We start from the raw sequence: 26,356 nt of genomic DNA on the forward strand, positions 1-26,356 counted from the left end.
AATGATGATTAACAGGGCACTCAGGATCGCCGCCAGCGTATTGATCGCCTCCGCATCCGTTCATGTCTGGGCGCAGGCAAGCGAAGGCGAAGTGAGTGACGTGTCGAGCGGAACCGCGATCGCGGCTTCGGGCGGCATGAGGGCGAAGGACATCTGGAAAGCCAATTTCGTGCTGCGCCGTAAGGTCTACGCCGCGATCGTGACGCACAAGGAGATAAATGCCGGCGACATCAGCGTGGTTGTGAAGCGCGGCGCGGTGACGCTCGACGGGACGGTGGCGGACACCTCGCAGATCGACACGGTGACCGAGATCGCGAAAGGCGTTCCGGGCGTGACATCCGTGACCAACATACTGACAGTCAAAAAGCCGTTTGGAGGTCAGTAGTAGGCGCACGGGCGCCAGTGCATGACCGTCGGGTCGAAGGGCAAGTTGGCATGAACAGTATTGACGTTGAGGTGCTGGAAGCGGCGATGCGCTGGCTCGATTCAGGCCACCGCATGATGCTCGTGACAGTGGTGAAAACCTGGGGTTCATCGCCGCGCCCGGAGGGTGCGATGCTTGTTCTGCGCGACGACGGTCAGGTGGTGGGTTCTGTATCGGGCGGCTGCATCGAAGATGACCTCATCGACCGGGTGCGCCGGTACGGCGTCGCCCAACAGACGCCCGAAGTTGTCAGGTACGGCATCAGTTCTGAGGAGGCGCGTCGTTTCGGGCTGCCGTGCGGAGGCACGATGCAACTCGTGCTTGAGCCAATTACGCAGCAAAGCGGCGTTCACGCGTTGTACGAGGCGCTCGGACGCCGCGAGCTGGTGGCGCGCACGCTCGACATGGCAACGGGCGCAGTCACGCTCGGGCCCGCATCCGCGACCGAAGGTGTGGACTTCGACGAGATACAACTGACGACGGTCCACGGGCCGCGCTACCGGATGCTCGTGATTGGCGCTGGACAGTTGTCGCGCTACTTGTGCCAGATTGCAGTGGGACTCGACTATCAAGTCACGGTATGCGACCCGCGCGAAGAGTACATGGAGATGTGGGAATTGCCCGGCACGAAGCTCGTGCGTACGATGCCCGACGACACGGTCCTGGACATGAAGCTGGACGAGCGCAGCGCGGTGATCGCACTTACGCACGATCCGAAGCTCGACGATCTCGCGCTGATGGAAGCGCTCAAGACATCCGCGTTTTACCTCGGCGCGCTTGGCTCGCGGCGAAATAACGCTGCGCGGCGAGAGCGGCTCAAGGAGTTCAATCTGAGCGACGCACAGCTTGCAACGCTACACGGTCCGGCCGGGATCTATATCGGCAGCCGCACGCCGCCCGAAATCGCGATATCGATCCTCGCAGAAGTGACGGCGGCGAAGAACAGCGTGCTGCTGCCGGCGATCCTTCAGGTCGAGTACGCGAAGGCGGCAAGAGAAGTCGCGAGTGGCGAGCCGGTAGCAGCTAATGGCTTTCTCGTTGCTGAGCGCCTGGCGGCACGAAAGAAACCAGTCTTACGGATCGCGCAGGACCAATGAGGCTCTGCTGGCAGGGCGGTGGGACGCACGCCTCGACGTCGATGAATCCGTCCAGGCGAAAGGTTTTTTCCATCCTAGCCCTTACTATAACGTTCGCTCGCGCGCTTGACGAATGATTCGACGAACGTGTCCGCGATGTGGCTCAACACCGGCCCGATCAGCTTCTCCAGGATGATGTTGGAGAACTCATAGTGCAGCGCGAATTTGATCTTGCAGGCGTCCGCGCGCAGAGGAATGAAGTTCCAGTAGCCCTTAAACGTCTTGAAAGGGCCTTCGGTGAACTCCATGTCGATACGAGTCGGCCGCTGCTGCTTGTTGTGCGTGGCGAAATGCTGGTGAATACCCTTAAAACGAATATCGATCCGCGCTTGCGCGCTCGTTTCGTCCTGGTGCCGGATTTCGACGCCACCGCACCACCGCAGGAAGTTCGGGTAGTCGGCGACATCGGTCACGAGGTCGAACATGCGTTCGGCTGAGTAGCGGATCAGGACTGTTTTCTGGAGGTCTGCCATATGCGGGTATCGGAGAAGCGACATCAGACGTGGCGCCGCACTGGCCGACACGCCCGAAGTGGCGAGTACGTGGTGTCAGCAACTCGCCTGGCGGGTCGCTTTCAACTGGGGTAGTGCATCTCACAAGGCGGAAGCTCGTTCCTTGGGCGTTGGCGGGCTGGGTCTCGTTTTGTAGATCAGGTATCTGCGTTATCCGGCGACAGATTGTTCCCGTTCGAGACGGGGACGCGTATCGGCGCAATGCGCCAGCAGATCCCGGACCATGACCGTCTGCGGCTTCGAAAGGGGGATATTCGCCGCTCGCAGGGCCAGCCAACGGTCCAGGTCGAACTGGCTCGCGCGATACAGGACCGCGGAACATTGCTCACAGCGCGCCACCTCGCGCCGGGCCAGCACGCGGCGGCGGTAGACGCTGTCGCAATGTTCGCAGACCACGAGTGTGGGGAAGGTTTGCAGGACGTCGTTATCAGGAGAACTAGACAAGAACTTCTACCTCGGATAGTGCACGGGCTTTGAAGTACGATGTCGCATAGTCGACGAACGCCCGGACTTTCGCCGTCATCAGGCTCCGGTCCCGATATGCAAGCTTCAGCTCGACCTCGCCGTTCATCAGCTCGAAGCCGGGTAGAAGCCGGACCAGCCGGCCATCGTCCAGCTCCTTGCCGATCATCGCAAGCGGCAACGCGCCGAGGCCAGCGCCGCCTAACACCAGTTCCTTGTTCAGCGCGGCGTTGTTGGTCGACACTTCGTATTCCAGCGGCACCGCAATCTCTTCGCTACCGCGGCGGAACTGCAGCCGTGGTTCGCTGATCGATGCAAGTATCGTGACGAAGCGGAATGCGGCGAGATCTTCGGGCGTTTGCGGCAGCGCGCGCCCCTGCAGATAGCTGCGCGAGCCGACCACCACCAGCGGGAGGCGGTACAGCGCACGGGTGATCGTCTGGTCACTCGTCAGCATGTACGGCAGCAGCATGCCGAGGTCGTAAGCTTCCCTGACCAGATCGACCGGCCGTTCCGCCAGCGTCACTTCGAGTTGCACGCCTGGATAGCGAGCGCGAAACCCGGCAATGAGCGGTGGCAGTTCCTGCAGCGCCGCAGTGGTGTGCGCCACGAGCCTCAATACGCCGACAGGCTCGCGTGCGCGCTGGCCGGCATCGGCTTCCAACTGGTCCAGTTCGGCAACCACGCGCGAGCAGCCGGCGTAAAACTGTTCCCCGGATTCAGTGGGGGCGACGTGTCGGGTCGTGCGCTGAAAGAGACGAACGCCGAGCCTCGTTTCGAGCTCCGTTATCGAGCGCGAGACGACCGGCGTCGATACGCCGAGCGTATGCGCGGCACCCGTGAAGCTTTTCGCCTCGACGACCGTGCAGAAAACCCGCAGCGTTTCAAGGTGGTCCATAGTAGTCGCGATTCCGTGTTAGTAATGGGACTTCCGCAAATTTCATCGGGACACTCGATTGTGCTGCCGCCTTGCGGCAACTAACCGACCTTCTTCGGCAACACTGAAGTACCCACGCGATATCTGGCATTTCCATGGATTCCGTAATAGGGGGTCCTGGGCGTTGTAGGAAACGCTTTATCCGGATGCCGGATAGCGCGATTGCCATCTCTCCGGCAAAAGCGCAGTGAATAAAGTGGTACAAGTGTACCATGAGTCAGTACATCGTGCCTTCTGTCAGCAGGTGCGCACAGGCCCGTTTGCTGTTTGTGCACCACGCCCGTTTGACCCTGGGCCGTGGCCAGGCGATGTGAACGCCGTGCAGTTCCAGATAGTCGTGCCGTTCTCGTCCTGGCCTGAATGAAAAAACGCAGAAACGGCGGCGATTACGCACGATTTCGCCGCGCTTGAGGCGCTCTCGAATTCACCCTCGATGAGCGATAACTTGACGCTCCCAACGAGGATGGCAAAAAGAAGCCGCGCTGCCTGCTCGCTAGCGAGACTCCCGTGTACGTCGCGTGCGCAGGTGGCGAGCTCTATGACGTTGCGCAGCGCATCGCGCAACTCCCGGGTCGCTGACCGAATCCGCTCTGTCAGGACATTTCTTTCAGATAACTCTATACGAGTAAGAAAGATACTTGCCCGGCGAAGCCCGGCCGGGGAGTCCAGGAACCTATCAACCAATCGCAGGCAAAACGCCAGGATGCGCTCTGCCCCATGACCGGTCGTCGCCCAGGTCGGCCAATCGGGGATTAACACGGACACCGGCAGATGGACCCGGTCGAATAACGCGACCAGCAGTTCGTCCTTGTCCGCGAAGTGCCAATACACGGCGCCGGTCGTCAGTCCAGCATGGCGGGCTATGCTGGTTAGCGGGACGGCAGAAACACCGTCGCGTGCGAACAGCACCTCTGCTGCGTCCAGAATCTCCTCGCGGGTTACCTCGGCCTGCTTTCGGCTACTTCGTCCCATCTGAATTCCACTCCCTGTTCGTTTCGACAACGTGGCGTCGGGCCTGCTCCACCCTGGGCATTTGACACGCAGCGGGCGATCAGCCCGCATCTGCAAGTCAACCTGAATACTCCCCGCGACGTTGGCGGCTGTCACCGCCTGGCAGTCGCCTGCACGCAACTTTCGTCCGAGCTTCCATATCGCGCCGTCCATATGGTGCGTTCGCTAATTTGACGTACTGCGTCTGCTGCCTTGCGTGACCGCGTCGCAATACGGCAGCAAAACTTTGTACCGTGAAACGATACGATTGTACCGAAAATAAAAATTGCGTGGTACACTTGTATCGTCACATGGGAAGATGGTTCGCGCATGGTGTGCCAACGCGTGTGGTTGCTTCCCGGTTCCCTCTTAACATTTACAAGGAAGTTGCAAACATGTCTGCTGGATTTCAAACCCGTGCGGGGATTGGACTAACCGCGTGCTCTGTAGCCGCGTTGCTGCTGCTGGGCGGCTGCGACAAACCGCCGGTCGCGGTACCGACTGCGCCCGAAGTCGGTGTGGTCACATTGCGCAGCCAGGCCGTAACCATGACGGCGGAGTTGCCGGGCCGCACGGATGCATGGAAGGTGGCGGAGGTGCGTCCCCAGGTCAGTGGAGTCCTTCAGAAGCGGCTCTTCACCGAAGGCAGTGACGTAAAGCAGGGGCAGCAGCTTTACCAGATCGATGACGCTCCATACCGGGCCGCGTACGACAAGGCGGCCGCCGCCTTGACCACCGCTCAGCATCTTGCCGAGCGGGACGAGAAGTTGCTGGCCGATAACGCTGTCAGCAAACAGCAGTATGACGATGCGATGTCGGCCTGGCGGCAGGCTCAAGCGGACGTCGAAAGTGCCCGTATCAATCTTGCCTATACCAAGGTGTACGCACCGATCTCTGGGCGCATTGGCCGATCCGCGGTGACCGAGGGGGCGCTTGTTACCAATGGTCAAGGCGAAGCGCTGGCAGTGGTGCAGCAGATCGATCCCATTTACGTGGACGTAACGCAGTCTTCAATTGATCTGATGCGCCTGCGCCGCGAACTCGCTCAAGGACAGCTCAGCCGGTCGGGCGAGGACGCCGCAAGCGTCGGTCTCGTTCTCGAGGACGGGACGTCGTACGGCCAGCAAGGCAGTCTCAAGTTTTCAGAGGTCAGCGTCGATCAGGGAACCGGTAGCGTTCTGCTTCGCGCTGTATTCCCTAACCCCGATCACCACCTGTTACCCGGGATGTTCGTGCATGCCCGGCTAAATGAGGGCACAAGGGCGGACGCCGTCCTGGTGCCGGAACAAGGGGTGACGCGTGACACCACGGGCGCGCCACAGGTCTGGGTTGTGGGTCCTGATAGCAAGGCCACCCTTCGACGCATTCAGGTCGATCGAACGGTCGGCAACACCTGGCTGACAACGTCCGGGGTGCAAGCGGGCGAGCGCGTGGTGACAGAGGGCTTGCAGCGTCTGCAGCCGGGGGTGACGGTGTCGGCACAGCCGGCCACTAACGTGCAGATCCAGACCGGTGAGGATACGGGTCTGCCTGGAGCGGCGCCTGCGCCCGCGTCCGCGTCCGACTCAACTGGTAGCTAGGCGGGGGTTCTGATGTCTAAATTCTTTATCGGTCGGCCCATTTTCGCGTGGGTCATTGCGCTGGTCATCATGCTGACGGGCGTGCTGGCGATTCGCGCCTTGCCAGTCAACCAGTATCCCAACATCGCTGCACCTGCCGTCAGAATTACCGTCAACTATCCGGGCGCGTCAGCTCAAACAGTGCAAGACACGGTGGTGCAGGTCATTGAGCAACAGCTGAACGGTCTGGATGGCCTCCGCTATATGACGTCGAACAGCAATTCCGACGGTAGTATGGAGATCATTGTGACCTTTGATCAGGGCACCAATCCGGATATCGCTCAGGTACAGGTACAGAACAAGCTGCAACTAGCGACGCCCTTATTGCCGCAGGAGGTCCAGCAGCAGGGTATCCGGGTAGCGAAGTACCAGATCAACTTCATGATGGTGGTAAGTCTGGTGTCGGAGGACGGCAAGATGTCCAGCGACGACCTCAGCAACTTCCTCGTTTCCAATTTGAAGGACCCGATATTGCGGACGAAGGGCGTGGGTGACTATATGACGCTGGGTTCCCAGTACGCCATGCGTATCTGGCTCGATCCCGCAAAACTGGATAGTTACTCTCTCACGCCGCAGGATGTGTCCGCCGCGATAAGCGCGCAAAACGTTCAGGTTTCGTCCGGATCGCTGGGCGGGCTTCCGACGCGCAGCGGGGTTGAGCTCAATGCGACGGTGGTCGGCAAGGTGCGCATGAAGACCGCCGAAGAATTCAGGCAGATCCTGCTGAAGGTGAACCCGGACGGTTCGCAGGTGCGTCTGCGCGACGTCGCTGACGTGCGCCTCGGCCCTGAAGATTTTTCCATTTCGAGCAAACTGAACGGCAAACCCGCCGCGGGTATTGCCTTGCGTCTGGCGACCGGTGCGAACCTGCTCGAAACCGTTGCGGCGGTGCGCAAGGTTCTCGATGAGAAGAAGTCAATCCTTCCTCCGGGCGTCAAGGTAAGCGTGCCGTACGACACCTCGCCCGTCGTCGACGCGTCGATGCATGAGGTGGTCAAAACGCTGATCGAGGGCATTGTGCTTGTGTTCCTCGTGATGTACCTGTTCATGCAGAACATCCGGGCTACGTTGATTCCGACGCTGGCCGTGCCGGTGGTGCTGCTCGGTACGTTCGGCATTCTGGCCGCGTGTGGTTTTACCATTAACACCCTCACCATGTTCGGCATGGTTCTGGCGATCGGCCTGCTCGTCGATGACGCGATCGTGGTGGTGGAAAACGTCGAGCGTGTGATGGTGCAAGAGGGGCTGGGGCCGAAGGAGGCGACCCGGAAGTCAATGGGACAGATCCAGGGGGCGCTAGCCGGTATCGCGATGGTGCTCTCGGCGGTGTTTCTCCCGATGGCGTTTTTTGGGGGTTCGACCGGCATCATCTACCGGCAGTTTTCGATCACCATTGTCTCCGCCATGGGGCTGTCGGTGCTGGTGGCACTCGTCTTTACGCCCGCACTATGTGCGACGCTTCTGAAGCCCCCCGCTGCAGACCATCACGAGAAGAAGGGCTTTTTCGGCTGGTTTAACCGGACCTTCGACCGCGGTGCCGGACGGTATGAAGGGGCCGTTGGGTCGATTCTGAAGAAGAAAGGCCGGTATCTGCTGGTCTATGCCCTCATCGTTGTGAGCATGGGTTTTCTCTTTACCCGCATCCCGACCGCGTTTTTGCCGGACGAGGACCAGGGACAGATTTTCGTCCAGGTTCAGATGCCGCCCAATGCATCGGCCGAGCGCACCGAGCGCGTCCTGACCCAGGTCCGCGAGTACTTTTTGAAAAACGAAGCCGGCTCGGTGGCAACGGTGTTTAGCGTCAATGGTTTCAACTTCGCCGGTCGAGGTCAGAGCTCTGCGCTGTTGTTCGTCAGCCTGCGTCCGTGGGACCAGCGCACTGGCGACGATCCTAGCGTGTTCGGCGTGGCACGCCGTGCAATGGGCACCTTTTCGAAGATCAAGGATGGGGTGGTTATTCCGATCGTGCCCCCAGCGATTCTCGAGTTGGGCAATGCCGGCGGGTTCGACGTGTTTCTGCAGGACGACACCGCGCAAGGGCATGATGCATTGATGGCTGTACGTAACCAGTTTTTGGGGCTGGCTGCCAAAGATCCGCTGCTGGTTGCTGTCCGACCCAATGGCCTGAACGACGAACCCCAATTCCACGTCAAGATCGACGACGAGAAGGCGCGCGCGCTGCAGGTCAGCATTGCGTCAGTCAACGACACGATGACAGCCGCGTGGGGTTCCGAGTACGTGAACGACTTCATCGACAATGGGCGCGTGAAGAAGGTGTTTATGCAGGGCGAGGCAAGCTCACGGATCAGTCCTGAAGACCTGAACAAGTGGTATGTGCGCAATGCAGCCGGTGGCATGGTGCCGTTCTCGGCCGTTGCCTCCGCTACGTGGGGATACGGTTCTCCAAAGCTCGAGCGCTACAACGGCGTTTCTGCGGTTGAGCTGCAGGGCGCGCCGGCGCCGGGTCACAGTTCGGGTGAAGCCATGCAGGAGGTGGCGAAGATCGCTGCGCAGTTGCCTCACGGCTACAGTATCGCTCCCACTGGTCTCTCCTACGAGGAGAAGCTCTCGGGTTCGCAGGCGCCAGCGTTGTACGCATTGTCGATCCTGATCGTGTTCCTGTGCCTCGCGGCACTGTACGAAAGCTGGTCCGTGCCGTTCTCCGTCCTGCTGGTGATTCCGCTCGGTGTGATCGGTGCGGTGTGCGCAACCTTGCTACGCGGATTGAGCAATGACGTGTTTTTCCAGGTGGGGCTGTTGACCACGGTGGGGCTATCGGCGAAGAACGCGATTCTGATTGTCGAGTTCGCCAAGGACCTGCACGAGCACCAGGGCATGACGCTTGTCGCCGCTGCTGTGCGGGCCGCCAGGCTGCGGTTGCGCCCAATCATCATGACGTCAGCGGCTTTCGTTCTGGGCGTGCTACCGCTCGCAATTTCCCACGGCGCAGGCTCGGGAAGTCAGCATTCGGTCGGCACCGGCGTTGTGGGTGGGATGCTGACTGCGACGTTCCTCGCGATATTTTTTGTGCCTATGTTCTATGTATTGGTGACCGGCGCGTTCAAGCGTAGCAGTAACGAGGCAGTTGCGGAGATACAGCATGAAACCAATTAAATTGACTGTGATGGGTGCGGCCATCGTGTTGGCGGGTTGCACGATGATCCCGAACTATCACCGGCCAGACAGTGGTGTGGCGGCGGCCTATGCAGGTGAGCCGGCGGCGCACTCTGTCAAGCAGGACCAATCCGTCGCCGCGGATATAGACTGGCGGGATTTTTATCAAGAACCGCACCTGGCGAAGCTCATTGAGCTTTCGCTCCAGAATAACCGCGATCTGCGGGTTTCGATCCTGAACATCGAAAGCGCGCGTGCGCAGTATCAGATTCAACGCGCGGACCTGCTGCCGACGGTGTCGGCAGGAGCTTCGGGTACCGCGCAGCACTCTCCCGCCGATCTGTCTCTCCCGGGGCAGCCGTCGCACAACTACAACGTGGGCGGGCAGATCGCTTCTTATGAGCTGGATGTCTTCGGGCGGGTGCGAAGTCTCAGCCAGTCCGCGCTGCAGACTTATTTCGCCACAGCCGAAACAAGAAAAGCCGCGCAAATCAGCCTGATCGCCGAAGTCGCGAACGCGTGGCTGACGCTTCAGGCGGACCTTCAGCTTAGGCGGCTGACGGCGAGCACCCTGGAAAATCAGCAGGCCTGCAACAAGATCGTCCGCTCGAGCTTTAATGCTGGAACGGCTTCCGCGCTGGACGTGAGCGAGTCTGATACGCAGGTGCGCCAGGCGGAGGCGGATCTGGCTCAATATGACCGGTTTGCGAAGCAGGACACCAACGCGCTCACGTTGCTGGTTGGCGCACCGATTCCTGCGGAACTGCTGACAGAGGTGCCTCTCGAGTCGGTCAGGCTCGACGACGGGCTGGTACCGGGGCTGCCGTCCGAGCTTTTGACCAGGCGGCCGGATATCGTCGCGGCCGAGGATCGGCTGAAAGCGGCTAATGCGAACATCGGCGCGGCGCGGGCCGCTTTCTTTCCACGCATTATCCTGACCGCGAATGGCGGCACGGCCAGTGCCTCTTTGAGCGATCTTTTCACAGCGGGAAGCGGTGCATGGTCGTTTGGTCCCTCGATAAGCGTGCCCATCTTCGACTATGGCCGCAACAAGGCGAACCTGGACGTGGCCAAGGTAACCTCGCAGATTGAGGTGGCCAATTATCAGAAGGTCATACAAACGGCTTTTCGCGATGTGTCCGATGCACTGGACGGTCGTGAGACATTTGTGCGCCAGGAAAGCGCTCAAGCTGGGGTAGTGCAGGCAAGTGCGTTGGCCTACAGACTCTCGAATGACCGTTATCAGCAGGGGGTGGATGGCTATCTCAGCGCACTCGTCAACCAGCGCTCGCTTTACGGGGCTCAGCAGACGCTCGTTAAAGTCCAGCTTGCTCGGGCTGAAAATACGGTAGGCCTCTATCGCGCGCTAGGTGGCGGCTGGAAATCCGGACAAACCAACGATGCGGAGCAGGCAAACGCATCGGAAAGCGCCTCCGGGGGGCGGTCCGTTTCGTCGAAAGCGGATTGACCTTCAAGCAGGCCGTTGAGTGGCGGACGCCCGGGATGAAAGCGTCGAGCGCGCAAGGTAACCACGCCGCAAACATGTCGTATCATTATGCGGTACATAACCGCTGTTCTGGCCTCACGGGTGAGGCCAGAACAATCTATTTCACAGGAGCTGGTAGTGCGAAAGAGTTTGGCTGGAGAAGGTGACGATCAATGGCCCGACGCCGACAAGAATGGAATTCAAGTGGTTTCTCGGGCCGCGGCCATCCTGCGTGCTCTGGGACGACACCCAGAGGGACTCAGCCTCGGTGCGATCGCTGAAGCAACTACGTTGCCGCGTTCGACCGTACAGCGACTGGTCGGTGCACTTGAAGTGGAAGAGTTCGTCGAGTCCCTTGGCCCGCGCGGTGGGACACGGCTCGGGCCTGCCTTGGGCCAGCTCGCACGCGCGGCGCATGGAGACATCGTTTCAGTGGCCCGCCCGCATCTTGAAACCTTATCCAAGTCGGTCGGCGAAACAGTTGTCTTAGCTGGCGCAGCGGGGAGGCGAGCCATTGTAGTCGATCGCATTGTTTATGAACGTGAGCTTTGTATCATGGTTCCGGTTGGGGCGTCCGCCACACCCTATACCACTTCGTTTGGCAAAGCGCTCCTTGCACAGCTGCCGGACGACGCAGTGCGTAAAACGCTCGGTGACAAGGTCGAGCCGCAGACAAAACGTTCGGTGAAAACAGTGTCGGCGCTCTTGCGCCAATTGTCCGATATCAGAAAGAATGGCTTTGCATATGACCTGGAAGAGCATATCGAAGGATTATGCTCGGTCGCGACTTCGATCGATACGTTTCTGGGACCGTATGCGATTTCGATTGCTGCGCCGGTTCATCGGTATGAAGAAGGCGCAATGCGTTATGCCGAGGAACTGGCGAAATGCAAGCGCGCTATTGAAACGGAAGTTGGCCGCGCGAATGGCTGATGGACCGGCGGCTACTGACGTGTTCAACAGGGCGGCCGCGGTTCGGGTCGATCCTGAAAACCGCAGGGATTTGCCGCGCCCTTGAGTTACGTATCTCTGCAATGGGGGGAAGCAAGGCTGCCCTTCGGGCCGCCGTCAATGACTCAAGGTCATTGATGAGCGTTTTTTCAATCTAGACATTACGATCTATACCTGAGCATAACCAAGCTCGGATCCATCATGCCGAACACTACGAAGCCCCCGACAGCAAAGCGTCCCACCCGTGCGGCGCCGGTCGCCCCGGTTGCCGTTGCTGAAGGACGGGAGCCGCGCGGTGCGCGTCGCAAGCGCGAGACGCGTACGCGCCTGCTCGACGCCGCCCTCAGGCTGATGGCCGAAAAGGGTGTGGAGGGCGTCGCGATCAATGAAGTCATTGAAGCCGCCGATGTCGGCTTTGGCTCGTTCTACTATCACTTCGAATCGAAAGAGGCGATTTACGCGACGCTTGTCGACAACGTGTTCGAGGAATTCGCGAACATGCTGGATACGCTCGCCGGTGGCCTTTCCGATCCGGCCGAGGTGATTTCCGTCTCCGTGCGCCATACGGTCGTGCGCGCGCGGCACGACCCCGTGTGGGGACGTTTCCTGATACGAGAAGGGTTTTCAGCGCGCGCGATGAGCGTCGGGCTCGGGCTGCGGCTGATGCGCGACATCGAAAAGGGCATTGCCGCGAAACGCTTCGCGGTCGCCGACCCGTTTATCGGATTTATTGCGGTGGGCGGCACGGTCCTCTCTGCGATTGCCGCCGAGCTGAACTTCGTCGCTCCGGGCGCACCCGCGCGAGGCGTACTCAAGGAACTTGGCTTTAGCGGGGAGCACGTCCCTGAGCGTACGGCTGCGGTGCTGTTGCAGACACTCGGGCTCAAGCGCGCGGAGGCGGAGAAGATTGCAGCGCGTCCGCTGCCGTTAAGGTTTATTCGATGCCTGCCATCGGCCGCAGGAATGTGCATGCCTCCGTGCATGTCGGCAGGCGTCGAATAAACCCGATGGAGGAAACCGCGGAGTGCCTCAATGCGGCTGGATGCTTCACGACTATGGCGATTGATAGGGCGGAATGCTCAGTGGTGTCGGATGCGGCACGGTCAGGCGAGGTGCCGAACGGACGCTGACGCCGTAGCGAAGCGGTGCAGTCGTGCATGCACGATGATGAAGCGGGTGGGCGAAGCGCTTCGCGAAGCGACACGCACAAACGTCCGCCCCTGGGCCGCTTTGCCGCAGCGCCAACGTTCGACAGGCAGATTGAGGAACCGTGGAGTTCATGTCTGATCGCGGCGCATCGGCGGTGCGCGGATCGGGGCGGTGCGCGCGAGGATATCGACGACGATCATCGGTGCGCCGCAGTGCCGGCAGATGAAGACGGGGCGGGTTGCGACGATGGCCTCGTCCGGTGACGGGCTGATTCCGGGTGCGACGTGCAGCAGATCGCGCACCTTCGCGAGACTGGCGCGGCGTACCGGGTTGGCGAGCAGGCCGTAGTGACGGATCCGGTGGAAACCACCGGGCAGCACATGGAGCAGGAAGCGGCGCAAGAATTCGCCAGCCTCCAGCGTCATGGTCTTGTAGCGGGTGCGTCCCTTCGCCCGGTAATCCTTCCAGCGGAACGTCACGCCACGCTCATCGAAGGCGACGAGGCGCTGGTTGGAGATGGCAACGCGGCTGCCTCCGCCAGTGCGCGGTCCTTGCGCTTCAGTTCGCGCTGCAATTGCACATTAGCCTGTTTCAGCTCACGCACCTCTGAGGCGTTTGCGCGTGGGCTGCCGGCAGCGCCGGCAGAGCAGAACTGCGCGCGCCACTGGACCAGATGATGGGCAAACAGGCCCCGTTCGCGACACCACGCGCTCAGTGCTTCGTCGTTCAGTCCATGGCTCTGTTGCAAGGCCAGCAGGCGCTCTTCCAAAGACCAGTCTTCCGGGCGCCGTGCATCGACTGGCCCCGTGTTGCGGCTTGCGGCGTTAGATACCCGGATCCACTTCCTCAAGGTTAATACGTTCATGTTCATTTCCGCGGCAACCGTTCCTACGGACCGGTTGCCGCGTTGCAGGACCTTCGCGAGTGCCTGCTCCCTGAATTCAACAGAATACGTCTGTTTGGCCTTCAACCTGCACCTCTGAGTTTTTCATATTAAAAAATTCAGAGGCGACATCTATTGTGACGCCGGGGGTGTTCTCGAGCTTCGCATGGCCGAGCAGCACCTGGATCACGCGGATGTCCACCTTCTGTTCGAGGAGGTGTGTCGCGAAGCTATGGCGCAGCGTGTGCATGGACACTCGCTTGTCGATGTTCGCAGCCTCGGCGGCGGCATGAATGGCACGGTTCAGTTGCCGCGTGCTTAACTGGTCGAGCGGATCGAGCCCGGGAAACAGCCACCCACCATCGAGCATCCTGCCCTGCGCACGGGCCACGCGCCACCACACACGCAGACGCTCGAGCAGCACCGGCGAGAGCATGGCGTAGCGGTCACGGCGGCCCTTGCCCTGCTCGATACGCAGTGTCATGCGTCCGCTGTCGACGTCGGTGACCTTCAGCGCTACCACTTCGCTGGCGCGTAGCCCCGCGCCGTACGCGACCGACAGCGCAGTCTGGTGCTTCAGGTTGCCGGCGGCCTCGATGAGCCGCCGCACTTCATCGGGGCTGAGCACGACAGGTAATACGCGGGGCACGCGCACGGGTTGCATCCTGACCATCAGCTCGGGCCGGTCGAGCGTGACTGTGAAGAAGAACTTCAGGCCGGTGATCGCATGGTTCAGCGACACGGCCGATGTGCCGTGGTCAACCAGATAGAGCTGGTAGCGCCGCAGGTCCTCGACGGTGGCCGTGTCAGGTGAGCGCCCGAGAAACCGGGCGAACTCACGCACGATGTGCAGATAGATGTCCTGCGTCTTGGGGGCAAGCTGGCGCATGCGCATGTCGTCGCTCATGCGCTGGCGCAATCGGCTGGCGTTTGCTGGTAAGGAGGTCATGATTCGGCTCCTGCTGGAGAACGAGGCGGATTGCCTCATTCGCCAACATAAAGCCGAGTGACCGGCCTCTCCCTGGCCTCCAGCGTCAGACCGTAGCCCCTACCGCGCGAGCGGTTTAGGCAGTATGACTTTCCGTGAGCCAGTGGCTGGCCCGCCGTGAGGAACCAAACGCGGGTTAGCATCACTGCCAGAGCCGCACGATGTGCACAGGGCACACCCCGGCGATTTCCAGCGCGGAGGCCAGCATGAACCACGATAGCACGGTGTTTGTCGGTCTGGATGTTCACAAGGAGTCGATCACGGTGGCGTACGCGATCGATATGGGCGACGTGGAACTGTTGGGCAAGATCGGAACGCTGAAGGCAGATATCGATCGATTGTGCAAGCGTGTTCAGTCGAAGGCGCGCCATGTCCGCGTCGTTTATGAAGCCGGCCCCTGTGGCTACGGGCTCTACCGCGCGCTCGTTGAAAGAGGATTCGACTGCGTGGTATGCGCGCCGTCCCTGATTCCGAAGAAACCGGGCGAGCGCGTCAAGACGGACCGGCGCGACGCCGTCAACCTCGTGCGCGCACTGCGCGCCGGTGACCTGGCAGCGGTACACGTACCGGATGTTGAAGATGAGGCGTTCCGGGACCTTGCGCGCGCATGGGCGGCAGCGAAAGCAGATCTCAGACAGGCCCGCCAGCGGCTAAAGTCCTTCCTTCTATCGCATGGCGTGCGCTACTCAGGTAACGCCAACTGGGGGCCCGCGCACCGGCGATGGATAAGCGTATTTGCATTCCCGAACCACTGGCAGCAACTGGCCTTCGACGAGTGCCGTCGCACGATTGAAGACAGGCTTGCGCAATGTGAGCGTCTCGAGGCGACCTTGCATGAAGCTGTCGTCGGCTGGCGATTCTATCCGGCCATACTAGGTCTGCAGACCATGCGCGGCATACAGTTCATCACCGCCGTGGGCATGCTCTCCGAATTAGGGGACCTCTCCCGCTTCGAGCATCCGCGTCAGCTGATGGCCTGGCTGGGCGTGACGCCCTCAGAACATTCCTCGGGTGAGCGGCGGCGTCAGGGCAGCATCACGAAGAACGGCAACAGCTATGCAAGAAAGCTGCTCTATAAGGACTTCCCTTTTTTTGCAAGCTGGGGTTGATTTATCCATCCATCCTCGTCCATCCATTCGATTGCCATGTCATCGGGGTACACATTCGGCATTCAGCGGCGAGACAGACTGCACACCTATAAACGGCCTTGTTGAGCACTATCATTGCGGGTGCCCGGGCCCGGATAGTAACCGCGCAGCAGGACTCCATCCGTTGGACGGCGAATACATTTCGTGTAGCGCCTCACAGCTTTTCGAGTTCGCCCGCTGCCGGTCTGACCTGTCGCTATCCTTGCCTTTGCGTCCTGGATTACGAAGTCACGCTTTTAGGTGACGCTGCGAATTTACCTGTTCATGCTGTTGTCCTACCGTGGCTGGCCCGGTGTTGAGGGAGTGGAGACATACGAGGGATCGAAGCGCTCGCCCTTGGCCAGAATTGCCCAGAGGATGCGCGCGTGCTTGTTGGCGACAGCCACCAGCGTTCGATACCAACCCACGCGTGCCTGGAGCTGAACGATCCAGCGCGAGAGCCGGTCGGTTCGTCGATGGGCGCTCGTTACTGCCGAGCGCGCGCCTTGGAACAGCAGCGTGCGCAGATACGTGTTGCCCTGTTTGGTGATGCGGCCCAGGTGGGTCTTGCCGCCGCTGCTCTTCTGTTTGGGCACCGTGCCGATCCAGGCGGCAAATTGGCGGCCGTTTTTGAACAGGCGAGCGTCGCCGACGGTAGCCACCGTGGCCGACGCGGTGAGCGGCCCGATGCCGATGACCGCCATCACGCGCTGCGCGTTGCTGTCGTGCTTCACGTGCGTGGCGACTTGCGCGTCGCACCAGGCGATTTGCTGGTCGAGGCCCTGCAGGTGCTCCCAGCCTCGCAGCAGCGCAGTGCGCGCGACACCGTTCAGTTCGGTGGCCCCGTCCTCCAGTGCCTCGACGAAGTGGGCACGAAATGCATTGATGCCTTGCGGCAGGAACACGCCGAACTCGACCAGCTCACCGCGCAGCCGGTTGACGAGCGCGGTACGCTCCTCAACGAAACCGTCCCGCATCCGGTGCAGCAGCAGCACGTTTTGCTGCTCTGCCGTTTTGACGGCCACGAAGCGCATGTGCGGTCGGCCCGCGGCCTCGCAGATGGCCTCGGCATCGAGCCTGTCGTTTTTCACGTGTTTGCCGCCCTTGCGGTAGGGCGCGGCGAGCTGCGGCGCGATCAGCCGAACCTCGTGGCCGAGCGCGCGCAGCTTGCGCCCCCAGTAGTGGGCTGCGCTGCACGCTTCCATTGCGACCAGGCACGGCTCGAGGTTGGCAAACCATTCGAGAAACTTCTGCCGTGAAATGGCTTTCCTGACCACCACGCGTTCCATGCTGTCCACGCCGTGTACCTGGATGATGTTCTTGGCCAGATCCACGCCGATACGAGTAATCTTGTCCATGACTTTCCCCTTCCCAGATGAGTTGTCTAGCACCAACCATCCTGGCATATCGCTATGCCACGAGATCGGGAAAGTCCTTACTAATTCGTTGAGGCCGCCTGGAGCTACAGATACCCGGCACGCGTGGGTCCGGAAATTCAGCGCCGACATGAAGGCATTCCCAAACGCATCCTTGACCGTGCCTGGGACGCACAGGTCCGACTCTGCCGCCGATACCGCAAGCTCGCAGCACGCGGCAAGAATGTGAACATTGCTGTCGTCGCCGTCGCACGCGAACTTGCGGGGTTCATCTGGGACATCAGCAAGCTCGCAATGTCCCTTGCCGTAACGAGAAACGAGCAGCCGGCGTAGGGTTGTGCTTTGCACCACAGATTCGACGAGTTTCCTGAAGGCGGCGTAGCCCGGCACCCGAGCAACCCGCGGTCGGACTATGCAACGGATGTCATTCGATTTGCGGCTTTAGATAGCGGCAGGCTCAAGGGGCGGACTCTGTAATGCGGTAACCAACCCGCGGATATCAGTGCGATCCACCGTCGAGACTTACTGCTACGCCGCCCTCAGGAAATTCATGTGCCTTCAAAGGCACATGAAAACCGATCACGATTGACACGGAAAGTCATATCAGTCCGCCGGCCAGTTTGAGACACTCAATCACAATGTTCGAGCGTCCGTTGCCGGGCCAACATGAGACGGTACGCCGACGCAGGTGTACTCCCTCACGCGGCTTATTTCGGCCCAAAGCATTGACCTGATGCATGCGTGACGCCTGCACAATCTCGCCCGACCCTGATTTTCATCCGAATATCAGCCATCGCGAAAGCACCTCCCATCCGTGGTCGACAGAAATGGAAGCGGTCGCTTCCAGCGGTTTCAAACAGTGTGCCTACGTATCGTTGGAAAGAAGGAATCCGACGCTGCACACTGCGATAATACAAACCGAATCCCCAAGGAGCATTGGTGAAATGCCAGATGAGAAGACGAAACGGCCCGCGGTTGCACGCAAAACGCGGGTAACGAAACGGCCCGATGAGGCCAAGCCTGAACAAATCAAGCCCCTTGCGCAAAGCGAAGACGGACCGGCCTCCCAGACGACGCCCGGGCGAAACGAAAAGCTCAGGGCGCGCACGCGGGGCAAGCTGATGCAGGCTGCGCGGGTGGTGATGAGCCGCCGAGGCATTGAACGCACCGCGATCAATGACATTACCGAAGAAGCTCAGGTCGCCTTTGGCTCGTTCTACAATTACTTCTCAAGCAAAGAGGAAATCGCACGCGCCGTATTCGTCGAGGACGTGACTGCCACTGCCGACCTGCTCGATCGCAACCGGCCCGCCGACACGGACATCGCGATGATTGTCGGACTGAATATTCGCTGGGCCTTGCGCCATGCGATCACCGATCCGATCTGGGGATGGTTTCTCGTGCATGCGGCATCCAGCGCTAACGATCTGGTCGAAACGATGGGCGGGCGGCTCGCGCGCGACATCCGGACTGGCGTAAATGACGGCAGCTTCGTGTGCCCCGACGTTCCGACAGCGATGGACTCGATCATCGGCGGCGTACTGTATCTGCTGCGCCAGATCCTCGAGGGACGCCGGCCGCCCCAAGCGATCGAACGGTTCGTCGAATTCGTGTTGCGAGGGTTGGGCGTCGAAGCGAAAGAGGCCGCACGCATCGTGAAGGCCGCTACAAAATACAAGTTGCTGTAATCCTTCCTCTTCGGCCGGCACGCGGTAGTCCGCCGGACCGACCTATTCCCTTCAGCGTCTTCCCACGCCCCACCGTTGCCAGTGGATGTCGTGGTTTGTCGCGCTCGCGCGCCGTCGTCGCTCGTCTTTCGTTCCGCACCTACCAGTCACCACGATTCGGGAAAGCCCCTAGCCGAAAAATATTGATGATGTTATCAAAATGATGAGAGTATCAAAAACAGCAGCACCTTGACGATCCATCATGTGAGGACGACATCTTGAACGCGAATCCCGAATTTTTTGAAGCAGGCAAAAGCGAGGCAGACCTGCGGGCCCGTGCGGCGTCGCTGGTTCCAGCGCTGAAGGGCCGCGCAGCCGAAGTGGACCAGCTGGGGCGCCTGCCGCAGCAAACGATCGACGAACTCGAGGCCGGCGGCCTGCTGGGTTTAACCACGCCTCGCAAATATGGCGGCCAGCAGGTTTCGGTGCGGACGGTTCTTGAAGTGGTGTCCGAACTTGGTCGAGGAGACGCGTCCACCGCGTGGGTGGCAGCCTTGCTCAACGTGACCACATGGGCCGCGGCGACGCTCTTCAGTGAAGCCGCAGCCGACGAAGTCTTTGGCGGTCCCGAGCCGGCCCGCGTGGTGGGTGTGCTGTCCGCGCGCAAAGCCGTGGTGAAGAAAGTCGAAGGCGGCTATCTGATCGAAGAAGGGCTATGGGGATTCAACTCGGGTATCTATCACGCGAACTGGGATTTGCTGGGCATTCCGCTCGTCGACGAGAACGGAAAAACCATCGATCAGGGCGTGGCGCTGATCCGCGCATCCGACGTCAAGATCCTTGACGACTGGAACGTGATCGCGTTGCGTGGCACAGGCAGCTCAAGCGTCTCGGTTACCAACGTGTTCGTTCCCGACGCGCGTGTCGCGTCGCTGAGCGAGGCTATCGAAGGCAACTACCGTTCGACGCATCTCGCTGAGGAGCCGCTCTATCGCGTGGCTTGCATGCCGATGCTCGCGATCATCCTGACATTCCCGGCGCTGGGCATCGCGGCAGCGGCGCTCGAAACCTTCCTCGAACAGCTTCCGCGCCGCGGCATCCAGTACACGTGGTACGCAAAACAGGCTGAGGCGCCTGTGACTCATCTGCAGGTCGGTGAGGCATCGGCGAGGCTCGACGCAGCGCGCGCCATCATCGAACGGCAGGCCGACGCGATGGATCGCAGTGCAGCGTCCGGGACCTACATGGCGTACCTGGATCGCGCGAAAGTTCGCCGTGACGTGGGCTTCGCCGAGAAGCTGATCTGGGAAGCGGTCGACTCGCTCGCGTCGGCCTCCGGCGGATCGCTTGCGTCCATGAATAACCGCTTCACGCGCATCTGGCACGATGCGCGCGTTGCGTGTCTGCACGGGATCGTGGCGCCGGCCACGAACTTCGAGACATATGGGCGCATCGCATGCGATCAACCGGCCGACACGCCGTTGATCTGATCCGGATGGAATTCCCGTCAGTCTGGAGGAGCACATGCTGGCTACTGAAGTCAATGCGGCCCAGTTTCGCCGCGCGATGGGCAAGTTCGCGACGGGCGTGACGGTCATCACTTTTTTTCATGAGGGCCGGCCGGCAGGCATGACGGCAAACGCCTTCATGTCGCTGTCCGTCGATCCGCCGATGATCCTCATCTCGGCGCGCAACCAGGCCCGCTTCGCGCAAACCGTCAAGGAAGGCAAGCGGTTCGGCGTGAGCTTTCTCGCAGAAGAACAGGAGGACCTCAGCCGTCACTTCGGCGGGCAGCCGCAGGCCGGACTGGAATCGCCGTTCGAATTCGCCGGGGAGGTGCCGGTGATCCGTTCGGCGCTGGTCCAGATGGTGGTGCGCGTGCATGCGATCCACGCGGGCGGCGATCACCGCATCTATGCGGCAGACGTCGAAAGTCTCAACGAATCGGATGGCCATCCGCTGCTGTTCTTCAGCGGCAAATACAAGCAGTTGCACGCGCTAGACCCGTCGCAGTGCTGGAACGGGGCAGCGTGGTGACGACGCGGGCTTGACCCGACATTTAAGCGTGGCGCTGCGGCGCCACAAGGAGCGAACAAATGATCAACGTGCGCGACATCGCGTATGTGCGTTATCAGGTGCCGGATATTGAGCAGCAATCGGTCTTTCTGCGCGATTTCGGACTGAATGTCTTGAAGCAGACTGACAATACCCTGCAGATGGCAGCCTGGTCCGGCGGTTATCCCGCGTATATCGCGCAGAAGGGCGAACAGAGGCCGCTGGGCGTCGGCTTCGTGGCTGGCAGCAAGGCGGACCTGGAGAAGGTGGCCGCGGCATTCGGCGTGGACGTGCGCAGCAACGATGAACTCGATGCGGGCTGGGTCGTGACGATCGCTGATCCGGACGGGTTCGTCATCGATCTGCTATTCGGCGGCGACACGATTCCGGGTCAGTCGTTTCGCGAGCCGCTGCGCATCAACAGCGCGGGGGAGCGCGTCCGGCGCGGCCACGTCAACCGCGTTCCAGCCGGTCCGTCACATGTGGTTCGGCTGGGCCATGTGGTGCTCAAGACGGTGGATTTCCCGGCAATGCTCAGGTTCTATGAGGGCATCCTCGGGTTTCAGGTCTCCGATAGCTACTATGCGCAGAAGCCCAACCAGACGGTGGCGGCGTTCCTGCACTGCGGTCTCGGCAGTACTTTCACGGACCATCACACGATCGCGCTGCTTGGCCTCGGCGCGAAGGAGCGGGACTTCGATCACAGCGCATTCGAAGTGATCGACTGGGACGATCTGTCGACCGGCAACGGCTTTCTTGCGGCAAAGGGATACCGGCATTCGTGGGGTATCGGGCGCCACGTGCAGGGCAGCCAGATTTTCGACTACTGGCGCGATCCGTTCGGCAATAAGGTCGAGCACTGGACCGACGGCGACATCGTCAACGAATCCACGCCGGTCGGGCACGAAGCGCTGTCGCCCGATGCGCTCGCTCAATGGGCGCCGCCGTTGCCGCCGGACTTCCTTTCCTGAACCACCTGCTAACCGTTTCCGAATTCAAGGCATAGCGATGAAACTTGCACGATACACCTATAAAGGCAAGACCTCGGTCGGCAAGATCGGGGGCGATACGATCGTCGATCTGTCGGGCGACGGCATAGGACTGCCTGCAGATATTGCTTCCATTCTCGCGTCGCCGGATGCGCTCGCGACTGCTGCCGCGGCGGCTGCAACCCCTGGCAACTCAGGCTGCGTCGCGCTCGCCGACGTGCGCCTCGAAGCGCCGGTACCGGCGCCGGGTAAGTTCCTCGCACTCGGCATGAACTACAAGGACCATGAAGAAGAGGCACGCCGGCTCGGCTTGCCGATTCCGACGTCACAGGTCTGGTTCAACAAGCAGACCTCGTGCATCAACGGTCCGTATGACGACGTCCACTATCCGCGTGTCTGCGAACAGCTCGATTACGAAGCGGAACTCGGCGTCGTCATCGCGAAGGAAGGCCGATACATCTCCGAAGAAGACGCACTCGACTACGTCGGCGGCTATTTTGTCGCGAACGATGTGAGCTCGCGCGACTGGCAGATGAAGAGCCCGACCTGGACGCTCGGCAAATCGTTCGACACCCACGGTCCGATCGGACCGTGGATCGTGACCGCCGACGAGATTCCGGACCCGCAGAAGCTGACGTTGCGACTGATGGTCAACGGCGAGGTCCGTCAGAATTCGTCGACAAGCCTGATGACGTACAGCATCGCGAAACAGATTGAGTACCTCAGCCAGGTCATGACGCTCAAACCCGGCGACATTCTCGTGACCGGTACGCCGGCAGGCGTCGGCATCGCAATGAGTCCGCCGGTCTTCCTGCAGGTCGGCGACGTGATCCGGGTAGAAATCGACGGGGTCGGTCACGTCGAGAACCGTATCGTCAAAGAACCGCGGATCTAACGTGCGGGGCGCCTGAATGCCGCGCGAAGCTCATGTCACACAAAGGGAGACATCGACATGGCGCAAGCCTCGAAGGTCATCATCACCTGCGCGATAACCGGCTCGATCCACACGCCGAGCATGTCGCCGTACCTGCCGGTTACGCCGGCGGAAATCGCCGCCTCTGCCATCCAGGCAGCAGCCGCCGGCGCGGCAGTCGTGCATCTGCATGCGCGCGATCCTGTCACCGGGATGCCCAGTCAGGATGCCGGACTGTTTGCGCAGTTCCTACCGCAGATAAAAGCCGAGTCGGATGTCGTGATCAATCTGACGACCGGCGGCGCGCCCGCCATGACGGTGGAAGAGCGCCTAATGCCGGCGCTGCGTTTCAAGCCCGAAGTGGCGTCGCTGAACATGGGGTCGATGAACTTCGGCATGTACGAGATGCTCGGTCGCTTCAAGGAATTCCGGCATGACTGGGAGCGGCCGTATCTCGAGGCGAGCGAGGACCGGATCTTTCGCAACACGTTCAAGGACATCGCTCACATACTCGCGGCCTGTAACGACAACGGCACGCGCTTCGAGATTGAGTGCTACGACATCGGTCATTTGTACACGGCTGCGCACTTCATGGACCGGGGGCTGCTCAAAGCGCCGGTTTTCATTCAGTCGGTGTTCGGCATTCGTGGCGGTATCGGCGTGCACCCGGAAGATATTGCGCACATGAAGCGCACGGCGGACCGTCTTTTCGGCGCTGACTACCACTGGTCTGCGCTGGGCGCAGGCGCACAGCAACCCCGGGTGCTGACCCAGGCGCTGTTGTTGGGAGGCAATGTCCGTGTCGGTCTGGAAGATAACCTGTGGTTGCGCAAGGGGCAGCTGGCAAAAAGCAATGCCGAGCAGGTCACGGCCATCCGATCCGTCGTCGAGCAGCTTGGGTTCGAGATCGCCACTCCGGACGAGGCGCGGGTGATGCTCAGGCTCAAGGGGCCAGGCGAAGTCGCGTTCTAGGTCGTTGAATGGGGAGCCCGGTTCGCGATAACGGAGCGGGCCCGTCGTATCGGATTCCAATCAATACCTGATGGACAGGTCTTAGAATATTAATAAGGTATCCGATTTATATATCAAGAAAACGTGGAGGAGAAAGGGTATGGAGAAGCGTCGAACGAGTCGCTTATTGGCAGCAGGTTGTGCGCTGGCTCTGGCATCCGGTGCAACGCAGGCAATGAACGCGACGCAAACGAATGCCGCGGGGGTGGACGAGTCGATGATGGGCGGTGCGTCGATTGCGAATCCGCTGACGAGCGCGATTGCCGGCGACAATCCGGCGGGTATGGCTTACCTCGGAAACCGCTCCGATCTGGGGGGGCAGGTGGTGGTGGGGCACGCCCGGTCCAGCTTCGGCAGTCCGTCGAATCAACAGGGCTTCGGCGCGATCGGTCCGATGCCCAGTGGCGGGGTGAATGTCGATGTGACGGAGCGGCTGGCGATCGGCATGTCGATCAACTCCTCGGGCGGCGGCGTCAACTATCCACACGCACCGCTGCCAATTCCAGGCGCGCCACCGGCAAAAGCGAAGGATATCTACATCAACTTCCTGCCGACGGTCGCATATAAGATCACGCCGGATTTGGCATTGGGCGTATCCGCCATCTTGGGCGTGCAGAAGTTCGAGGCGCAGGGCCTTGTTGCGCCGATGCCGGACGGCTCGATCGGCGTATTGCCGACACACGGCATGACAACGACGTATGGCATCGGCGGTCGCATCGGCGCGATCTGGAACGTGACCCGGATGCTGAGCGTCGGCGCCGCCTATTCGACCAAGGTCCGTTTTTCCAGGGCGAGCGGCTATGCGGACGATCTGTTCGCCGCTGCCGGTGGGCATCTGGACGAACCGTCACAGTACGGCGCGGGGCTCGCGCTGCATCTTTCTCCTCGCGTGACCGTTGCGGCCGATGTGGTGCGCATCAGGTGGTCCAACGTTGGCGTTCTGGGAGACACGCAGACGTTCGGCTTGCACGATCAGACCGCGTTGCGGTTCGGCGCATCCTGGGATGTCACCCGCAGGCTGACGTTACGTGTTGGCGGCAAGCACAGCACCGCTAGCGTCGACTCGAATCACACGATTGCCAACTACTACGCGCCGATGATTCTCACCGATTCGCTAAGCGGCGGCTTGACCTGGCACGCTTCGAAGAAGGTCGATCTTTCTGCCGGTTATGAATATGACTTTCCGCAGACCTTGAAGGGCACGGGGCCGAGCACGGGAACGGACATTCACGCTCGTTACTCGTTGATCATGTTCAATCTCGCGATGAAGTTCTAATTCGCGCCGCGGCAGGCGGTCGCACGCACGGCGCGGCGCTGCTGTCGATGATACTGCTCGGTAGCCAGAGTGCGATGACTGAGGGTTCGACGCCTTCTTGCAGCAGATCCATCGCTGTCGTGTGTCGCAACACATGCGGGCTCACGCGCTTGTTCTTCAGCGAAGAGCATTTCTCCGAGGCCGCCAACACATACTTGTGAAGCAGGTAATGGACGCCGTGTGCGCTCAGCCGGCCGCCGCGCGCATTTGGGAACAGTGGCTGATTCCCGGCCCGCGGTGGCTCTCGAACCCACGCGACCAATACGGAGCGGGTGCTCTTGCTCAATGGCGTGCAACGCTCCTTGCGCCCCTTGCCAAACACGCGTACGTGCGCGCCGGCGCCAACGTGCAGGTCCTCGCGCCGAAGGCCGGTCAGCTCAGACAGGCGTAACCCCGTCTGCACCGCCAACAACAATAGAGCGTGATCGCGGCGACCTGCCCAAGTCTGCTGGTCCGGCGCGGCCAGCAACGCATCGACCTCTTGTCGGCTCAGGAATGGGACCAATGCGCGGCTAAAGCGCTTGGCCGGGATGGCCAGCACGCGCTGGATGTGCGCTGAGTGTGACGGCATCTCGAAGGCCGCATACCGGAAGAATGAGTGCACTGCCGTCAAGCGCAGGTTACGCGTTCGAGCTGTGACGCCGCGAACCTGCTCCTGTTCATCGAGGAAGTCCGCGACCAGCGGCGCATCGATGTCTTCCAGTGCCAGAGTGGATGGCGCTTTATGCAGGCGTCGCTGTACAAATTCCAGCAGTAACCGGAATGTGTCGCGGTACGATGCGATCGTATGCACACTGGCCTGGCGCTGGTGCATCAGACGCTGGATGAAGAACTTCTCCAGCAAGGCGGCGAAGCTGGGCTCCCTAATCATGATGACTCCCCCCAACGGCGTTCCAGGAGATCCATCGCTTGTGCCATCAACTCGGGCGACCCGCTCAGATACCAGTATGTGCCGGCCACATAGATGTGCCCAAGATAGGTCGACAGCACCGGCAACAAGCGCCAGGCGTCCTCTCCAGACTGATACCAACGGATCAGCACTTCAACGGCGAAGCGATGCCGGAAGTCATGCAACCGTGGTCCCTTGCTTGCGCCTTCGGCACGCAGTCCCGTTTGCCGTGACAGCGCGTAGAACGTCCGATGAACGCGACCTATGCCGCGTCTCCATGAAACTGACGAACCGGGGCAACAGCAAACCGGCATCGTGCATCTTGAAGCCCAGGCTGCGTCGCAGGTCGAGATATTCTTGGAG

At 60.9% G+C, this 26,356-nt stretch carries 23 protein-coding genes and 3 pseudogenes; 16 read left to right on the forward strand and 10 right to left on the reverse strand.

Annotation, left to right across the window (positions count from 1 at the left end; translation table 11 throughout):
- The first annotated feature begins 1 nt into the window (after position 1).
- A complete protein-coding gene (locus tag OKW38_RS00060; protein WP_429333729.1) occupies positions 2 to 385 on the forward strand; it encodes a BON domain-containing protein in 384 nt (127 codons plus the stop codon).
- A 50-nt stretch (positions 386 to 435) separates the two neighbouring features.
- Positions 436 to 1,521: an XdhC family protein gene (locus tag OKW38_RS00065; protein WP_429359425.1), complete on the forward strand. Its 1,086-nt coding sequence runs from the start codon at positions 436 to 438 to the stop codon at positions 1,519 to 1,521.
- A 74-nt stretch (positions 1,522 to 1,595) separates the two neighbouring features.
- Here OKW38_RS00065 and OKW38_RS00070 read toward each other — a convergent pair whose 3' ends face one another.
- The 4 genes from OKW38_RS00070 to OKW38_RS00085 all read right to left on the reverse strand — a co-directional run bounded on the left by OKW38_RS00070 (position 1,596) and on the right by OKW38_RS00085 (position 4,635).
- Positions 1,596 to 2,033, reverse strand: a complete 438-nt coding sequence (locus tag OKW38_RS00070; protein ID WP_429359426.1) for a type II toxin-antitoxin system RatA family toxin — start codon at positions 2,031 to 2,033, stop codon at positions 1,596 to 1,598.
- Positions 2,034 to 2,222: 189 nt separating this feature from the next.
- Positions 2,223 to 2,516: a hypothetical protein gene (locus OKW38_RS00075; RefSeq protein WP_429333732.1), complete on the reverse strand. Its 294-nt coding sequence runs from the start codon at positions 2,514 to 2,516 to the stop codon at positions 2,223 to 2,225.
- Complete coding sequence (locus tag OKW38_RS00080) at positions 2,509 to 3,432, reverse strand: LysR family transcriptional regulator (protein WP_429333733.1); 924 nt, start codon at positions 3,430 to 3,432, stop codon at positions 2,509 to 2,511. Before OKW38_RS00080 ends, OKW38_RS00075 begins: the two co-directional genes overlap by 8 nt.
- Positions 3,433 to 3,708: 276 nt before the next feature.
- Entirely contained in the window at positions 3,709 to 4,635 is a 927-nt protein-coding gene (locus OKW38_RS00085; protein ID WP_429333734.1) for a TetR/AcrR family transcriptional regulator, read from the reverse strand.
- Between the two features lie 221 nt (positions 4,636 to 4,856).
- Here OKW38_RS00085 and OKW38_RS00090 point away from each other — a divergent pair, with 221 nt between their 5' ends.
- The 5 genes from OKW38_RS00090 to OKW38_RS00110 all read left to right on the forward strand — a co-directional run bounded on the left by OKW38_RS00090 (position 4,857) and on the right by OKW38_RS00110 (position 12,633).
- A complete protein-coding gene (locus OKW38_RS00090; protein WP_429333735.1) occupies positions 4,857 to 6,041 on the forward strand; it encodes an efflux RND transporter periplasmic adaptor subunit in 1,185 nt (394 codons plus the stop codon).
- 12 nt (positions 6,042 to 6,053) lie between these two features.
- Positions 6,054 to 9,194, forward strand: a complete 3,141-nt coding sequence (locus tag OKW38_RS00095; protein ID WP_429359428.1) for an efflux RND transporter permease subunit — start codon at positions 6,054 to 6,056, stop codon at positions 9,192 to 9,194.
- Positions 9,181 to 10,662, forward strand: a complete 1,482-nt coding sequence (locus OKW38_RS00100) for an efflux transporter outer membrane subunit (RefSeq protein ID WP_429333736.1) — start codon at positions 9,181 to 9,183, stop codon at positions 10,660 to 10,662. Before OKW38_RS00095 ends, OKW38_RS00100 begins: the two co-directional genes overlap by 14 nt.
- 156 nt (positions 10,663 to 10,818) lie before the next feature.
- Complete coding sequence (locus OKW38_RS00105; protein WP_429333737.1) at positions 10,819 to 11,613, forward strand: IclR family transcriptional regulator; 795 nt, start codon at positions 10,819 to 10,821, stop codon at positions 11,611 to 11,613.
- 219 nt (positions 11,614 to 11,832) lie between these two features.
- Complete coding sequence (locus OKW38_RS00110; RefSeq protein ID WP_429333738.1) at positions 11,833 to 12,633, forward strand: TetR/AcrR family transcriptional regulator; 801 nt, start codon at positions 11,833 to 11,835, stop codon at positions 12,631 to 12,633.
- Between the two features lie 275 nt (positions 12,634 to 12,908).
- On the opposite strand, the pseudogene OKW38_RS00115 reads toward OKW38_RS00110, so the two are convergent.
- The 3 genes and pseudogenes from OKW38_RS00115 to OKW38_RS00125 form a co-directional block, all read right to left on the reverse strand.
- A pseudogene (locus tag OKW38_RS00115) lies at positions 12,909 to 13,307 on the reverse strand (transposase); the annotation flags it as partial.
- A complete protein-coding gene (locus OKW38_RS00120) occupies positions 13,256 to 13,750 on the reverse strand; it encodes a transposase (protein WP_429333751.1) in 495 nt (164 codons plus the stop codon). The pseudogene OKW38_RS00115 and the gene OKW38_RS00120, both read right to left, overlap by 52 nt.
- The gene (locus tag OKW38_RS00125; protein WP_429333750.1) at positions 13,722 to 14,612 is read right to left on the reverse strand and encodes a site-specific integrase; all 891 of its coding nucleotides are present in this window, start codon (positions 14,610 to 14,612) and stop codon (positions 13,722 to 13,724) included. Before OKW38_RS00125 ends, OKW38_RS00120 begins: the two co-directional genes overlap by 29 nt.
- A 245-nt stretch (positions 14,613 to 14,857) precedes the next feature.
- Between OKW38_RS00125 and OKW38_RS00130 the strand changes: the two are divergent.
- A pseudogene (locus OKW38_RS00130) lies at positions 14,858 to 15,724 on the forward strand (IS110 family transposase); the annotation flags it as partial.
- Between the two features lie 350 nt (positions 15,725 to 16,074).
- On the opposite strand, the gene OKW38_RS00135 reads toward OKW38_RS00130, so the two are convergent.
- A complete protein-coding gene (locus OKW38_RS00135; protein WP_429359779.1) occupies positions 16,075 to 17,136 on the reverse strand; it encodes an IS110 family transposase in 1,062 nt (353 codons plus the stop codon).
- Positions 17,137 to 17,223: 87 nt separating this feature from the next.
- Between OKW38_RS00135 and OKW38_RS00140 the strand changes: the two are divergent.
- The 8 genes and pseudogenes from OKW38_RS00140 to OKW38_RS00175 all read left to right on the forward strand — a co-directional run.
- Positions 17,224 to 17,487: pseudogene (locus tag OKW38_RS00140) on the forward strand (IS110 family transposase); the annotation flags it as partial.
- A gap of 404 nt (positions 17,488 to 17,891) precedes the next feature.
- Positions 17,892 to 18,842 carry a TetR/AcrR family transcriptional regulator gene (locus OKW38_RS00145; protein ID WP_429333748.1) on the forward strand — a complete coding sequence of 317 codons (951 nt, stop codon included), beginning with the start codon at positions 17,892 to 17,894 and terminating at the stop codon, positions 18,840 to 18,842.
- Positions 18,843 to 19,099: 257 nt separating this feature from the next.
- Positions 19,100 to 20,311 (forward strand): acyl-CoA dehydrogenase family protein, encoded by a 1,212-nt coding sequence (locus tag OKW38_RS00150; protein WP_429333747.1) that lies wholly within the window; start codon positions 19,100 to 19,102, stop codon positions 20,309 to 20,311.
- A gap of 34 nt (positions 20,312 to 20,345) precedes the next feature.
- Positions 20,346 to 20,858 carry a flavin reductase family protein gene (locus tag OKW38_RS00155; protein WP_429333746.1) on the forward strand — a complete coding sequence of 171 codons (513 nt, stop codon included), beginning with the start codon at positions 20,346 to 20,348 and terminating at the stop codon, positions 20,856 to 20,858.
- 59 nt (positions 20,859 to 20,917) lie between these two features.
- Positions 20,918 to 21,847, forward strand: coding sequence for a VOC family protein (locus tag OKW38_RS00160; protein ID WP_429333745.1), 930 nt, complete (start codon positions 20,918 to 20,920; stop codon positions 21,845 to 21,847).
- Between the two features lie 37 nt (positions 21,848 to 21,884).
- Positions 21,885 to 22,760, forward strand: a complete 876-nt coding sequence (locus tag OKW38_RS00165) for a fumarylacetoacetate hydrolase family protein (protein ID WP_429359429.1) — start codon at positions 21,885 to 21,887, stop codon at positions 22,758 to 22,760.
- A 57-nt stretch (positions 22,761 to 22,817) separates the two neighbouring features.
- Positions 22,818 to 23,750 (forward strand): 3-keto-5-aminohexanoate cleavage protein, encoded by a 933-nt coding sequence (locus OKW38_RS00170; protein WP_429333743.1) that lies wholly within the window; start codon positions 22,818 to 22,820, stop codon positions 23,748 to 23,750.
- A 214-nt stretch (positions 23,751 to 23,964) separates the two neighbouring features.
- The gene (locus OKW38_RS00175; protein ID WP_429333742.1) at positions 23,965 to 25,065 is read left to right on the forward strand and encodes an OmpP1/FadL family transporter; all 1,101 of its coding nucleotides are present in this window, start codon (positions 23,965 to 23,967) and stop codon (positions 25,063 to 25,065) included.
- Here the strand turns inward: OKW38_RS00175 and OKW38_RS00180 are convergent.
- The gene (locus OKW38_RS00180; protein ID WP_429359431.1) at positions 25,043 to 25,975 is read right to left on the reverse strand and encodes a tyrosine-type recombinase/integrase; all 933 of its coding nucleotides are present in this window, start codon (positions 25,973 to 25,975) and stop codon (positions 25,043 to 25,045) included. The genes OKW38_RS00175 and OKW38_RS00180 overlap by 23 nt on opposite strands.
- Positions 25,972 to 26,178, reverse strand: coding sequence for a hypothetical protein (locus OKW38_RS00185; RefSeq protein ID WP_429359433.1), 207 nt, complete (start codon positions 26,176 to 26,178; stop codon positions 25,972 to 25,974). Before OKW38_RS00185 ends, OKW38_RS00180 begins: the two co-directional genes overlap by 4 nt.
- Positions 26,179 to 26,356 lie beyond the last annotated feature (178 nt).

It is taken from the genome of Paraburkholderia sp. MM5496-R1, assembly GCF_050436205.1.
Lineage (GTDB): Bacteria > Pseudomonadota > Gammaproteobacteria > Burkholderiales > Burkholderiaceae > Paraburkholderia > Paraburkholderia tuberum.